The sequence below is a fragment of the Sporosarcina sp. GTC18466 genome (genome assembly GCF_055389225.1).
Window position 1 is genome coordinate 1,837,050 of the sequence record NZ_AP044037.1, and the last position, 13,665, is coordinate 1,850,714.

Below are 13,665 nucleotides of genomic sequence, written 5' to 3' on the forward strand. Positions count from 1 at the left end.
ATGGACCAGCATCTGCAAATTTTCGTCTCAGTCGCTGAAAAGAAAAGCTTCTCCCGCGCTGCGGAAGCGCATCATATGACACAGCCTGCGGTCAGCCAATACATCCGGGCGCTGGAAGAGGAACTCGGCGTCAAGCTGCTGGAACGGACGAACAAATATGTGCGTTTGAACAAAGCCGGAGAAATTGTCTATCACCATGCGAAAGATATCTTGGCCTTATACGACAACATGCAGCGCCTGCTCGATGACCTGACCAACAAGGCAGCTGGAAAAATTTCAATAGGCGCCAGCTATACGTTCGGCGAGTACGTGCTGCCCCACATCATCGCGGAGATGAAGCGGGTGTTCCCCGCTATCATACCCTCGATCACGATCGGCAATACCGCGACCATCGCCGATTACGTCGCCAGCCACAAACTCGATGTCGGCATCGTGGAAGGGACTTTTTCCCGTTCTGAATTAATTACAGAAACACTCGCCCACGATGAAATGGTCATCGTCTGCTCGCCCGCAAATTCTTTGGCATCCGAGGAGGGTCCCATTTCGCCCGTCCGCCTGGAACATGAAACATGGATCGTCCGGGAGCACGGTTCCGGGACGAGGGAAGCCGCAGATGCGGTCTTCCGTAAACTAGGCATTTCGCCATCCTCCATGATGCGCTTCAGCAGCACGCAGCCCATCAAGGAATCCGTGGAAGCAGGGCTCGGCATCAGCCTGCTGTCGTACTGGTCCATCCAAAAAGAGCTGAAACATGGCGAACTGGCCGTACTTGACGTGCAAGGCATGCCTTACACCCGCACCTTCTCTATCGTCACCGGCAGCCCGTTCCGCACAAAAGCGCAGCAAGTCTTCATCGATCTTCTGCAAAATTATGAACTCGCCTCCCCGCATGACGGCGGGTGAGGATCCGGCAAGGCTGAACGCCTATTTATATGGACTGAACGACTATTTAGCGGGACGAACGACCGATTAAACGACGGAGTGATCCGTTTAGCCGGACGCGCGACCGAATAGGCGTCGGAGTGATCCGTTTAGCCGGACGTGCGACCGATTAAACGACGGAGCGATCCGTTTAGCCGGACATACGACCGATTAGGCGACGGAGCGATCCGTTTAGCCGGACGCGCGACCGATTAAACGACGGAGCGATCCGTTTAGCCTGGCGTGCGACCGATTAAACGCCCGAACGATTCTGCCAGCCGGACCAGACATGCGACCGCCTGATTAACAGTAATCTACCACCCCGCCTGCCGGGAGAATTACGGCGCATCTATTCCGTATGTCTAAACAATTTGATAAGATAAAAGAATCACGACACAACTTTCAGGAGGTCTTGGAATGAAAGACAAATTAATTGAACGGCTTACCCGCTATGCAAAAATAGACACGCAATCTGATGCGTCGAGCACGACGACCCCGTCGACGCCCGGCCAGTGGGACCTGCTCCACGAACTGCAAAAAGAACTGGCATCGATCGGCATGGAAGACATCACGCTGGACGGGAACGGCTACCTGTTCGCGACACTCCCGGCGAACACGGATAAGGATCTGCCGGTCATCGGCTTCCTCGCGCACGTCGATACGGCAACCGACTATACGGGCAAGAACGTCAAGCCGCAGCTTGTCGAGAATTATGACGGCAAGGACATCCAGCTGAATGAAGACACGGTCATGCGCACGGAAACGTTCCCGGACCTCAAAAGCTATATCGGCCACACGCTGATGACGACAGACGGCACGACGCTGCTTGGTGCTGACAACAAAGCGGGTATTGCGGAGATCATGACAGCGATGGAGTATTTGATTGCCCACCCGGAGATTAAACACGGTAAACTCCGCGTCGCATTCACGCCGGACGAGGAGATCGGCCGCGGCCCTCATAAGTTCGACGTCGAAGCATTCGGCGCCAAATATGCATATACCATGGACGGCGGCCCGCTTGGCGAGCTGCAATATGAGAGCTTCAATGCGGCTGGCGCGAAATTGACGTTCCGCGGGACGAATGTGCATCCGGGGTCTGCGAAAGACAAGATGGTCAATTCCATTTTGATTGCCAATGAATTTCAGGCTGCGATGCCGCCACACGAGATTCCGCAGGAGACGGACGGCTATGAAGGGTTCATCCATCTGATGGACGTCAGTGGATCTGTGGAGAAGACGACGCTCGACTACATCATCCGCTATTTCGACCGCGAGCAGTTCGAGGCGCGCAAGCAGCTCATGAAGGATACTGCAGCGGCACTCAAAGAGAAGCATGGTGACCATGCAGTGGAGCTTGAGATGGAAGATTCCTACTACAACATGCGGGAAAAGATCGAACCTGTCATGGAGATCGTCGATATTATCGGGGATGCATTCAGAGAGCTCGATATCGAGCCGAATATCGTGCCCGTGCGCGGCGGTACGGACGGTTCCCAGCTTTCTTACATGGGCATGCCGACGCCGAACATCTTTACAGGCGGCGAAAATTATCATGGAAAATATGAATTCATTTCGATCGACAATATGGTCAAGGCGACAGATGTCATCATCAAGGCTGTAGAGCTGTACGAACAACGCGGTTAAGGGGCCCCTCAGATGAAAGCGATCTGGCTCGGCATCCTCTCGTCCCTCTTTTTTGCAGTGACGTTCGTCTTGAACCGGTCGATGGAACTTTCGGGAGGCAGCTGGCTTTGGAGCGCCTCCCTCCGTTATTTTTTCATGGTGCCTTTTTTAGTGATCATCGTTGCCAGCCGCAAGGGACTTGGTTCAATGACACGCGAAATGACCAGATCTCCGGGACCTTTCTTCCTTTGGAGCATGGTGGCATTCGTCCTCTTTTACGGACCGCTCACCTTTGCAGCCGCCTATAGTCCCGGCTGGCTGCTTGCGGGAACTTGGCAGCTCACCATTGTTGCCGGTGTCCTGCTAGCCCCGCTGTTCGTCCTGGTCGTCCAGACCGATACATGCGAATCAAAAACACGGCAGCGGATTCCGCTCCGCTCGCTTGGCATCTCTCTCATCATCCTGATGGGCGTCGTCCTCATCCAAATTCCGAATGCGCAGAGCGTTGATATGCGTACCCTGCTTCTTGGCATTTTGCCGGTCGTCATCGCGGCATTCGCCTATCCGCTCGGCAACCGGAAGATGATGGACCTGCTCGGCGGCAGGCTCGACACCTTTCAGCGGGTTCTTGGGATGACGCTGATGACGCTTCCGATCTGGTTATTGCTTGCCGGCTACGCGCTATTGACCGCCGGGCCGCCCTCCGCCGGCCAAATCGGCCAATCTTTCATAGTCGCCATTAGCTCAGGCGTCATTGCGACCACATTGTTCTTCATGGCGACCGATCTAGTGAAAGATGATCAAGGCAAACTCGCAGCCGTCGAAGCGACCCAGTCGGCAGAACTCATCTTCGCGATGATCGGTGAAATCATCATTCTTCACATCGCACTGCCCGGTTCGCTTTCCCTCGCCGGCATCGCCGTCATCGTGATCGGCATGGGCTTGCATAGCTATCAGACTGCGCTGGCGGGACGGAAACAGGAAGCGGTATCCGGATGAAAGGAGGAGGAAAGCAATGATCATACCCGAGAAATTAAAAAAAGGCGACGAACTGCGGATCATCGCGCCCAGCCGCAGTGGCGGTATCTTATCTGAGGAAGGCGTGGAGTATGCAAAAGCACAGCTGGAGCAGCTGGGGTTCGTTGTATCATTTGGCGAACATCTCTTTGACATGGATTTGCATAATTCTTCATCCATCCAGCAGCGTTTGGATGATCTCCACGAGGCCTTCCGGAATCCGCAGGTGAAAGGCATTCTAACCGCGATCGGCGGATTCAACTCAAATGAGCTGCTGCCTTATATTGATTATGAATTCATTACAAACCACCCGAAAGTCTTCTGCGGCTACAGCGATATTACAGCAATCGGCACAGCCATTGCGACGCAGGCAGGATTTGTGACGTATTCGGGCCTTCATTTTTCCAGCTTCTCAATGGAGAAGGAAAATGAGTATCAGATGGAGTGCTTCTTGGATTGTGTAACGAAGGTGGGACCGCTCGATCTTCGGCCATCTGCAGAGTGGAGCGACGATGCCTGGTACCTGGATCAGGAGAACCGGAATTTCACAAAGACATCCTGGAAGACATATAACGCCGGCACCGCGCGAGGGCAGCTGTGGGGCGGCAATCTCTGTACGCTGAACTTGCTGCAGGGAACCCCATACATGCCGGATCTTGAGGGGGCTGTCCTTTTTCTGGAGGACGATGGAATGAGCATACCCGAAACATTCGCGAGGGATCTGGCATCTCTTATGCAAAACACATCTTCCATCGCGGGCCTGGTCCTTGGCCGGTTCCAGCGAGAGTCGAACATCACGGAGGAGCAGCTGCATTTCATCCTTGGCAAACATCCCATGCTAAAGGAGATCCCCGTCCTGTATGACGTCGATTTCGGCCATACCCAGCCTACATTCACGTTCCCGATCGGCGGGGAGGTTGAAGTGGACGCAGAGAAAAAGACAGTGAGAGTATGGCAGCATTGAAGAAAAAAAAGACAGGAATCTCCACCCAAGATTCTTGTCTTTCATTTATTTATAAAGAAACAAGAATTTCACTAGCCAGCACATCAACTATCCATTTCCCTGTTATTCGGTAATCGATGTGCAAGTTCCTGCCGGGCAGCTTGTCCTGCCTAAAAAAACCCGCTTTCCGCGGGCTTTCGGTCACTCATATTCGCCTAAAATCTCCACAGCCTTATCTGCGAGCGATGTATCGATCGCCACATTGAAATCGATGTCTCCGAGGATGGCACCATTCGCTTTGTACGATTCAAACTGCTTTTTGATATCGTCGACATACATATCCCCGTTCGGATTCAAGCCGGTGACATTCACTTTATCCCAAAGCGCCGGGTCTTTCAGAGCTGTGTGCTTCACCATGATATCGACGACTTCCTTTTTGCCGATATCCTTGAAGAAGGCATCGTTATAGTCGTGCAATCCTTTCAGGTAGGCGACCATGAACCGAAGCGACAAGTCCTCATCCGCCATGAACTTCGGCGATGCCAGCACCATGGCGATCTGGGACTCCGGCGCATAGTCCGTCGCATCCTTGAAGCGTACGTGGAAACCATTATCGACGCCTTGCGCAATGAGCGGCTCGATGTTGAGGGCCGCATCGACCGTACCGGAATTAATGGCGCCGAGCATCGCGCCAAAGTCTGCGATATGCACATACTCGACGTCGTCCTCCGTCAAGCCGGCATGCTTCAGCATCTCTTCGTAGATATACCCGTCAATCGAGTTGCGGGAGGAGACGGCAATCTTCTTCCCTTTAAAGTCACTGTACTCTTTGATTTCATCGACCATATGGTTGCCGATGACGAAGGTGAAATACGATTTGCCCGGCACGTTATGGCCTTTATCTGCAATGATCCGGACGTCGATGCCTTGCGCGATCGCATTGAAGAAAGAGGCTGTCGAGACGCCTCCTGCGATATCGACTTCACCCGCAGCAAGCGCCGGCAGCATGTCATCACTGTTTGCAAAATCCGCAAAATCCACTTCAATATTGAATTCCTCAAAGTACCCTTTTTCTTTCGCGATATAGAAACCCGCTCCAGAAGCCGCGCCGTCTTCTGCAATGAGCACTTTTGTGCGTGTTTCAAGCGGCGTTAGTTCCCCTGCAGCCGCCTCGCCCGCCGGCTCCTTCACCGGCTCATTTTTCACAGGAGCCGCTTCATTCTTGGTACATGCTGCGAGAATCCAAACACAGCTCAGCAGCATAATCCACCCTATCTTCAACCGCTTTTTCATCGGCTATCCTCCTCTATCCTTGCCTTGACCGCTGGACTTCTTCCTGCAAATGCTGCCACACCTCAATGAACTGCTCCGCCATCTCGGGATCTTTCCGGATGTCCTCGATGGAGCGGGGGCGCGGCGTGCAGACCTTGATCTCCTTGATGATCTTCCCTGGCTGTGCGCTCATCAGAAGGATCCGATCGCTTAGCAGCAGCGCCTCATCGATGCTGTGCGTAATGAACAGCACGGTCTTTTTCGTTTCCGACCAGATCGACAGCAGCTCTTCCTGCAGGATGAATTTGTTTTGTTCGTCAAGTGCTGCAAACGGTTCATCCATCAGCAGGATCTCCGGGTCATTCGCAAATGCCCTCGCGATGCTCACCCGCTGTTTCATCCCGCCGGACAGTTCCCTCGGGTACAATCCCGCAAACTGGGCAAGCCCCGTCTTCTCCAGGTAATAATCCGTCCGTTCTGCAATGACCTGTTTGGGCACATGCCGCATCTTAAGGCCGAAAGCTACGTTTTCCCGGACGGTGAGCCAAGGCAGAACACCCCTCTCCTGGAAGACCATCGACTGCAGAGGAGCCTCCCCGTCATCCGCGCGAATGCTGAACGAACCGACGCTCGGCTGCTCAAGTCCCGCTAAAATCCGGAGCAGGGTCGTCTTGCCGCATCCGCTCGGTCCGACGATGCAGACAAACTCCCCTTCTTCAATGGATAACGATATGTTATCAAGCGCCGTCACACTGCCCTGCTTCTTAAAAAACGCCTTCGTCAGATCATGTATTTCAATCTTTGCGGGTTGCTCCATTTCTTCACCTCCACGGCAGCAGCTTTTTTTGGAATCCGCGCAGAAGGATCGAGAACAGATAGCCGAAGAACGAGATCAGAATGAGACCGACATACATCTCCTGCAGCAAAAACGCCTTATACGACGTCCAGATCAAATAGCCGATCCCTGACGTCGCCCCCATCATTTCCGCCGCCACAATCGTAAGCAAGGCAATCGCCTGCCCCATCTGGATCCCTTCCAGCATGACCGGCAGCGCCCCAGGAAGAGCGATTTTCATAAAGAACTGAAGTTTCCCTGCCCCGTAATTCTCCGCGACATCCAAGTAAATCCGGTCGATATTCATCACGCCCGCCGCTGTATTGATGACGACAGGGAAGAATACGCTGCCCGCGATTGTCACGACTTTCGACAAATCCCCGATGCCGAATAAAATGATGATGATCGGCAGTAAAGCCAGCGTTGGAATCGGCATCAGCGCCATGACAATCGGCTGCATGAAATGCCGGATCGGCGAATACAGCCCCATCAAAAGGCCGATGATGACGCCGGGAATGACACCTGCCAGGAAACCTCCGAAAATCCGGTACATCGAGACACCGACGTGCTTCACAAGCGCGCCGTCCGTCACCATATCCACAAACGTTCCAAGAATCGCGGTCGGCGGCGGGAAAAACCGCGTATCAATCGTCCCAGTCCGCGACAACAGCTCCCACACCAGCAGCAGGAAGATGGGCGAAGCGATCGTCAGCAGCTGCTTATAACGCTCCTTCGACTGGCTCCGTCTCCACTCCTGCCGCTCTATCTCAAACGGGTCCTGCTTCACATTGACTTCCTTCTGCTCCAACTTCACCACCCCTTCACCTAATCATATGTATCTGCCTACAGGCGTCCATGGGCAAGCGCCGGGCGGGCTGCATATAATGTAGGCGATTTGGCAGTCTGTTACATAGTGCCACGGATGGGGAACTGACGCGCATGTAAAAAGGGACCCCCCCGACCGCGCACCCGCTCAACTTGTTGAAAGTTTATGAAACTCTTATAATGGTGCCATGGGAAATCTAACAAATGAGCAAATCAGACAACTGAACAGTTACAGTGTTTATACGGAAGCGCCGGCCCACCGCGTGTTCACGCTGCATGATCTGCTGGATGCGGGCAAGACGGCAGATTGCCTGGCTGTTGTCAAAACGGTGAGCCAGAGTCCGAATGATGTCGTGGCCGCCTCGTTCTTCATGCGGCGGTACGGCATGTTCGCCAGTATGCAGCTCGTGAACCTGGTGACGTACGAGGAGACATGGCAGGGGACGCCAGAGCGGCTTGTCTATGGAGCTCTCACTGAATATGGCAATCAAACCGTCAGCACGTTCGTCCAGGCAGCCGACTGGCAGCCGGCGGACAGCCAGCGAGACGCCATCCGGGCCATTTTGCTGGAAGCGGACTCGCTCATCCGCCAGATCCGCACGGCCGCCCCCGTCTCCCCGCTGACCTTGTGGGAGAATATTTTCGGCTTTCTGCTCTGGGAATATCATGTCATGCTGAACAATCCGGCTACCTCAGATGAAGCTCGGGAAAGTCTGGATATTCTGAAAGATGATGCCGCCTGGGAAGGCATCGCACCTTATTCACGGTTCGCCAAATACTTGAATGGCTCGGAGCCGTCCGATTTGCTGAACACGACCGTCCGGACAACATGCTGTTTTTCAAAGGATGTGCCAGGACTCATGCAATGCGGTTATTGCCCGCTCAAATGAAAAGCGGAATCCCCGTCAGAGGATTCCGCACGCATTACACTTTCCGATAAGCCAGATAGCTATGTTTGAGCGAATACAGCAGGCCGATGGCAGCCGCGCTATAAAAGAAGCCCATGAAGATCCCTGCTGAAAGATTCCCCGGATGGCTGATAAAAACGGATAAGAACAGAGCAAAAATAGTCGAGACGGTGGAGAGCCAGGTCGATGGCACCTTGAACACCCATTTTGCCAGCAACACGACGATCAAAATGACCGGCACCGCCCAGATGGCATCCCAAATGTTTGTGTGGATTGTCGGAAATTCCGTTAGCATAACAGCATCAGTCCTTTTTGAGACGTAGGATGCGGCGATACCGGAAATTTATGCGGGGAGGGACAAAAAATATGAAATGCCATGGACATGATGTAAAAGGTACCGTGATAGATCATGAAACGCGCTGTGCCCATTATCATTCAAAACGCGATATCATCGCCATCAAATTCTATTGCTGCGGCGAATACTATCCATGTTATGAGTGCCATGAAGAATCCGGCTGCGGGCATCCTGCCGTCTGGCCAAGCGAAAAATTCGATGAAAAAGCGATCCTTTGCGGCGCTTGCGGACATGGATTATCCATCCATGATTACAGAAACTGCCTCTATGAATGTCCTGCCTGCAAAGCGTCTTTCAATCCAGGCTGCGGACTGCACTGGGAGCTTTACTTTGAAAAGTGGGCTCTATGATCAAATCATCAACTGATTTGCTGAAAATTGTTATTTTGGCATGGACTCAACGTTAATAACCGTCCTTGTCTTATCCAAATAGGTGAAGCGGTATGTCTCCCCCTTGTATAACCAAAACTTTTCGTTAGGTACATACATTTCACCCGCTTCCGTCTCGATCAGAATCCCATTCGAGGCATCTGAACCCCTATAAATAGAGATAACCTGCAAATCCTCAATATGCCAGTCACCTTCAGAGTATGCTTTAATATCCTGAACCGCTTTTTTCGTTTCATTGCCACTGAACCAAGCCAACAAAACTGCAAGAATCAGACAGCCCAATCCGAGGATGGCGAAATTCAGACGCGAGCCGCTGTTAATCTGCTGCGGATTCTTGAAAACAATAATTGCGGATGTGGTGATGAAAAAGAAAAGCAGCATCAAGCCGCCAGCATACAAAAATGATGTCCCAATAAACTCCACAATAAATGCTGTATACAGATCCTTCACAAACCAATTTCCTGTAATAAAAGCGGTCCCTAACAATACAAATGCTCCAAAGGGGATGAGCAGGCGGATCACAAGACGCAATCCTTTTCTATTCTGTTCCTCTGTCGGCAGACGCCTTGCTTTATTTTTCATGAATCACACCCCCGGTTTCCTAATCGTCCATGAAGTACGATTTTTACCACCAAAAGGTTTCGAATCTGCGTCTTTCCGGCAAAAGACTGTCGCAGAAGAACCGGCAAATGTCGGCTTTCTGGACAGTCTCTCCTACATTCCGCTAGACGGTCTTCGTCGCCGCCCGCTTAATCTCTTTCCGTCTTTCATAGACATTCAGCACAATTACCTTAATGACCGCATAAGTCGGAATTGCAAGCAGGATGCCGAGGAAACCGGCAAGATTACCGGCTGTCAGCAAAACTGTAATGACGGTGAGCGGATGGATATCGAGCGTTTTCCCCATGACGTTCGGCGTGATGAGATGGCTGTCGGTCTGCTGAGCGACAAGTGTGACAACAGACACCCAGATGACGAGTTTCGGATCCTGCAGGACTGCCATGATGACAGCCGGTGCAAAGGCGATCCAAGGGCCGATGAACGGAATGACGTTCATGAACAGTGCAAAAATCGCAAGCAGCAGTGCATACTTCAGGCCGATGATCCAGTAGCCGATGAAAATGATCGTTGCCAGGATTGTACTGATGAGAAGCTGGCCCTGGATATACGAACGAAGGACATGGTCGATATCATGCAGCGTCTTCTTCACCCATTCGCGGCGAGTGCCGGAGAAAAGGTTGTAGATGCGCGGCGCGAATTTCTCGTGGTCCTTCAGCATGAAGATGAAGAAGAACGGGACGAGCACCAGCAGGATGACGGCCTGGACAAAGGATTGCAGGAACTGCACGATCCAGTAGCCGAATTTGACGGCAAATGACTGCAATGATTTGAGTGCCCCATCGACCGAATCCTGAAGCTGGTCTGGGAGCTTCAGATCATCCTTGTGCGATAAGATGTTGTCCTTCATGTCATTCAGGTCTTCTGCAAGTGCCGGCGCATTGTCGACCAGATTGTTCACCTGCTTTGTGATGACCGGTCCGATGAGGGACACGAACGCCCAGATGACGACTGCGAGACAGACAACGATGATCAGGATGCTGCCCCATCTCGGCACTTTGCTCGCTTCCAGTCTGCGCTGGACCGGCTCGGTTATGTAAAAGAGCACCCCGCCAAGCAAGAGCGGCAAGAGAATCGTCTTGATGATGACGACAATCGGTGAGAAGATAAAGCTGATTTCCATGAAATACTTGATGATCAGGATGGCTAAGAGCGTGCCGACCCCGACTTGGAACCAAACTTTTTTTGTCATGGACTCACTTCCTTTCGAATGGAGATTCTTTTATACAAGTATACGGTTTCTTACGAGACAAGTCGAAAGAAAGTTCCACAATTTGCTTTACCCACAAAGAAAGCACGGGAACCTCGTCAGTTTCCGTGCTCCCTTTTTATTTTTTAGATGCCGACCGCAATGTTGCCGGGCCGCTTTTGTACTCCTATATACGCCCGTTTCTCTATCAGTTCCCCCTCACCTTAAGGAAACCGACCTTGAAGTTCCCCTCAGCTTTGCCGGATCTTCACGACTGTTCCCACTTGCACTTTCGCCGCAAGTTCCAGCACATCTTTGTTATACATCCGGATGCACCCGTGCGACACCGCTTTCCCGATGGATGCCGGGTTGTTCGTCCCGTGGATGCCGTAATGGGGACGTGACAGACCCATCCAGAATGCTCCGAACGGCCCCCCTGGATTCCTTTGTTTGTTGATGATCTTGTAGGTGCCAATCGGAGTGGCTGTCACCATCTTGCCCACTGCCACCGGATATGTCTTGATCAGTTTCCGGCCATCGAACAATTTTAATTGCCTTGTTGAGACGATCACTTCAATCCGCAGCATCTCGCACCTCCTCCTCTATTTGTAAGGTATGAGAGGGCGCCAGCGGATTGTGAAACGTTTAGACTTCCACAAACCGGGAAAAGTACGGTCACATCGTTGCGAAACAAACAAGGAGGAGACATTTCATGAAAAAGAAGATGGCACTCGCTGCACTCGGTCTCGGCGCCGCATATTTGATGCGGAACAAGGAAGCGCGTGAAAAACTTTCCAATCAGTTCGACTCATTCGGTTCGTCTCCAATGCGCGGAGAAAAATCGAAGAGCTCGCACACATCGGAGAAGTCCGACAGGCGGAAAGGTTTGCTCGGCAGCATGTTTAGCTAAAAAAATGGAGAGAGGCAGCTGCCTCTCTCCATTTTTTCATAGTCGGAATGTCTTCACTGTCTCTTGCAGATCCTCCGCCATTTTCGCAAGCGTTTCGGATGCAGCCGCAATCTCTTCCATAGATGCGGTCTGTTCTTCTGCTGCGGCTGCGATGGTCTGTGTATGGAGAGCCGAGTCGGCTGAGATGGCCGACGCTTCCTCAATCAGGGTGGCAACCCCGCCAAATGCATTTACGTTCTGTTCCAACGTAGCTGCCACATCGCCGATTTGAGTCAGGACGGCGTCGACCCCTTCTGTAATCTCCCGGAAGGCCTGCCCGGCATCATTCACCAGCAACAATCCTTCATTGACAGATTCATTGCCTTTGTTGATGGCGACAACCGAATGCTCGATGCCCCGCTGGATCGTCTGGATCAGCGTACCGACCTGTTTTGCAGATTCTGCCGACTGTTCGGCGAGTTTACGCACTTCATCCGCCACTACGGCGAAGCCTCTGCCATGTTCGCCTGCACGAGCCGCCTCGATTGCCGCATTCAACGCAAGCAGATTTGTCTGTTCCGCGACATCCGTGATCATGGAAAGGATATTAGTGATCTCGGCGGACTGGCTGCCCAGATCATTGATGAGAACAGCGGTGGATTTTGTCTCCTGCTGTACTGTCTGCATCTGATGGATTGTCTGTTCAATAACGCCTGAACCGTTATCCGCGATTTCTGCCGTATGCCTGGATGTTTCGTTCGTCTGCTCCATAGCGGCTGCGAGTTGCGACAAGTCACCTGCAATGCGGGTCATCGCATTGTCCGACTCGGTCATCTTATCCATTTGCTTATCGGAAGCGAAGGCCATGTCCTGGATGGAGCCTGCGACCTGCTCGACAGAATGGCTTGTCTCTTCGCTGCTTGCAGACAGCTCTTCAGAGGTAGCAGCCACTTGCATGGACGCATTCGACACCTGGGTGATCATCGCTTTCAGATTTCCGGACATCCGGTTGACATCTTCAGCGAGCGTGCCAATTTCATCTTTGTTGCGCACCGAGAGAGCAGGCGCAGAAAGATCGCCTTCCGCAATCTTTCCGACATGTGTCCAGACGCTCCGGATCGGTTTCGTCAGGTGGCCTGAGAACCAGATGATGAGAATTCCGCCAAGGATAAGAGATACGAGCAAGACAATTCCAAGCGTCCAGAGAAGCGCCTTCGCCCCGCTGTTGAAATCCATTAAATAAGCGCCCGAGACGACAATCCAGCCCCAGTCCGGATCTTGTTCCGTATATACGATCTTCGGAGCAATCCGTTCCTCACCAGGCACTTTGAAATCAAAAGTGACAAAGCCGCCTCCATTTTCAGCCGCTTGAATCATTTCACGTGTCGTATACCTTCCGTCAGGAGATTGGCTATCATATAAGCTCTTCCCTTCCATCATCGGATGGCCGAGTGCATTTCCAGCTTGATCCAGTATGAAGTAGTACCCATACTTGCCCATATCGACACGGCTGTCTATTGAACGTGTGCCGTCGGATTGAAGCGCTCCAATCAACTTTTCCTTTGCTTGATTTTGCGCCTCCGTCAGCGTCAGATTCCCTTTTTCCACCTCGCCATTCAGCACATCAATCATCGACAAGGCCGACATGACATTATTCTTCAAACCGTCAGATCCGACATCATCCAAGTTCTTCTTCGCTGTTACATAACCTGACACACCGATTGTCAAGCTTGGCACAATGAGGAGAATGGCTGTAATAATGATCATTTTAGATCGAATTGTCATTCTCATAAAAATATCCTCCTTATAAATCATGCTATATATATCGGTTCTTATCGGCCAAGTATAATAATTTTAACGTTTTTTTAATCCAAAGATGGA

At 52.1% G+C, this 13,665-nt stretch carries 15 protein-coding genes; 7 read left to right on the top strand and 8 right to left on the bottom strand.

Annotated features, from left to right (window positions below):
* The 4 genes from ACZ5FK_RS08850 to ACZ5FK_RS08865 all read left to right on the top strand — a co-directional run bounded on the left by ACZ5FK_RS08850 (position 1) and on the right by ACZ5FK_RS08865 (position 4,525).
* A complete protein-coding gene (locus tag ACZ5FK_RS08850) occupies positions 1–903 on the top strand; it encodes a LysR family transcriptional regulator (RefSeq protein WP_464804568.1) in 903 nt (300 codons plus the stop codon).
* A 435-nt stretch (positions 904–1,338) separates the two neighbouring features.
* Entirely contained in the window at positions 1,339–2,565 is a 1,227-nt protein-coding gene (pepT, locus tag ACZ5FK_RS08855) for a peptidase T (protein WP_464804569.1), read from the top strand.
* A 12-nt stretch (positions 2,566–2,577) separates the two neighbouring features.
* Positions 2,578–3,543 (top strand): DMT family transporter, encoded by a 966-nt coding sequence (locus ACZ5FK_RS08860; RefSeq protein ID WP_464804570.1) that lies wholly within the window; start codon positions 2,578–2,580, stop codon positions 3,541–3,543.
* Positions 3,544–3,559: 16 nt separating this feature from the next.
* Entirely contained in the window at positions 3,560–4,525 is a 966-nt protein-coding gene (locus ACZ5FK_RS08865) for a S66 family peptidase (RefSeq protein WP_464804571.1), read from the top strand.
* 180 nt (positions 4,526–4,705) lie between these two features.
* Here ACZ5FK_RS08865 and ACZ5FK_RS08870 read toward each other — a convergent pair whose 3' ends face one another.
* From ACZ5FK_RS08870 to ACZ5FK_RS08880, 3 genes are read right to left on the bottom strand one after another with little or no spacing between them, the layout of a single operon-like run.
* Positions 4,706–5,797: an ABC transporter substrate-binding protein gene (locus ACZ5FK_RS08870; RefSeq protein ID WP_464804572.1), complete on the bottom strand. Its 1,092-nt coding sequence runs from the start codon at positions 5,795–5,797 to the stop codon at positions 4,706–4,708.
* A 13-nt stretch (positions 5,798–5,810) separates the two neighbouring features.
* Positions 5,811–6,593 carry an ABC transporter ATP-binding protein gene (locus tag ACZ5FK_RS08875; protein ID WP_464804573.1) on the bottom strand — a complete coding sequence of 261 codons (783 nt, stop codon included), beginning with the start codon at positions 6,591–6,593 and terminating at the stop codon, positions 5,811–5,813.
* 4 nt (positions 6,594–6,597) lie between these two features.
* The gene (locus ACZ5FK_RS08880) at positions 6,598–7,419 is read right to left on the bottom strand and encodes an ABC transporter permease (protein WP_464804574.1); all 822 of its coding nucleotides are present in this window, start codon (positions 7,417–7,419) and stop codon (positions 6,598–6,600) included.
* A gap of 205 nt (positions 7,420–7,624) precedes the next feature.
* Between ACZ5FK_RS08880 and ACZ5FK_RS08885 the strand changes: the two genes are divergently transcribed.
* The gene (locus ACZ5FK_RS08885; protein WP_464804575.1) at positions 7,625–8,326 is read left to right on the top strand and encodes a hypothetical protein; all 702 of its coding nucleotides are present in this window, start codon (positions 7,625–7,627) and stop codon (positions 8,324–8,326) included.
* A 34-nt stretch (positions 8,327–8,360) separates the two neighbouring features.
* Here ACZ5FK_RS08885 and ACZ5FK_RS08890 read toward each other — a convergent pair whose 3' ends face one another.
* The gene (locus ACZ5FK_RS08890; protein ID WP_464804576.1) at positions 8,361–8,639 is read right to left on the bottom strand and encodes a hypothetical protein; all 279 of its coding nucleotides are present in this window, start codon (positions 8,637–8,639) and stop codon (positions 8,361–8,363) included.
* Positions 8,640–8,710: 71 nt separating this feature from the next.
* Here ACZ5FK_RS08890 and ACZ5FK_RS08895 point away from each other — a divergent pair, with 71 nt between their 5' ends.
* Positions 8,711–9,049 carry a CHY zinc finger protein gene (locus ACZ5FK_RS08895; RefSeq protein ID WP_464804577.1) on the top strand — a complete coding sequence of 113 codons (339 nt, stop codon included), beginning with the start codon at positions 8,711–8,713 and terminating at the stop codon, positions 9,047–9,049.
* A 30-nt stretch (positions 9,050–9,079) separates the two neighbouring features.
* Here ACZ5FK_RS08895 and ACZ5FK_RS08900 read toward each other — a convergent pair whose 3' ends face one another.
* From ACZ5FK_RS08900 to ACZ5FK_RS08910, 3 genes are all read right to left on the bottom strand, one after another.
* Positions 9,080–9,670 carry a hypothetical protein gene (locus tag ACZ5FK_RS08900; RefSeq protein ID WP_464804578.1) on the bottom strand — a complete coding sequence of 197 codons (591 nt, stop codon included), beginning with the start codon at positions 9,668–9,670 and terminating at the stop codon, positions 9,080–9,082.
* 142 nt (positions 9,671–9,812) lie between these two features.
* Entirely contained in the window at positions 9,813–10,898 is a 1,086-nt protein-coding gene (locus ACZ5FK_RS08905) for an AI-2E family transporter (protein WP_464804579.1), read from the bottom strand.
* A 248-nt stretch (positions 10,899–11,146) separates the two neighbouring features.
* Positions 11,147–11,482, bottom strand: a complete 336-nt coding sequence (locus ACZ5FK_RS08910) for a L,D-transpeptidase (RefSeq protein ID WP_464804580.1) — start codon at positions 11,480–11,482, stop codon at positions 11,147–11,149.
* Positions 11,483–11,607: 125 nt separating this feature from the next.
* On the opposite strand from ACZ5FK_RS08910, the gene ACZ5FK_RS08915 reads away from it, so the two are divergent.
* On the top strand, positions 11,608–11,805 hold the full coding sequence (locus tag ACZ5FK_RS08915) for a hypothetical protein (protein ID WP_464804581.1): 198 nt from the start codon (positions 11,608–11,610) through the stop codon (positions 11,803–11,805).
* Positions 11,806–11,841: 36 nt separating this feature from the next.
* Here ACZ5FK_RS08915 and ACZ5FK_RS08920 read toward each other — a convergent pair whose 3' ends face one another.
* A complete protein-coding gene (locus ACZ5FK_RS08920; protein WP_464804582.1) occupies positions 11,842–13,575 on the bottom strand; it encodes a methyl-accepting chemotaxis protein in 1,734 nt (577 codons plus the stop codon).
* Between the last annotated feature and the right edge of the window lie 90 nt (positions 13,576–13,665).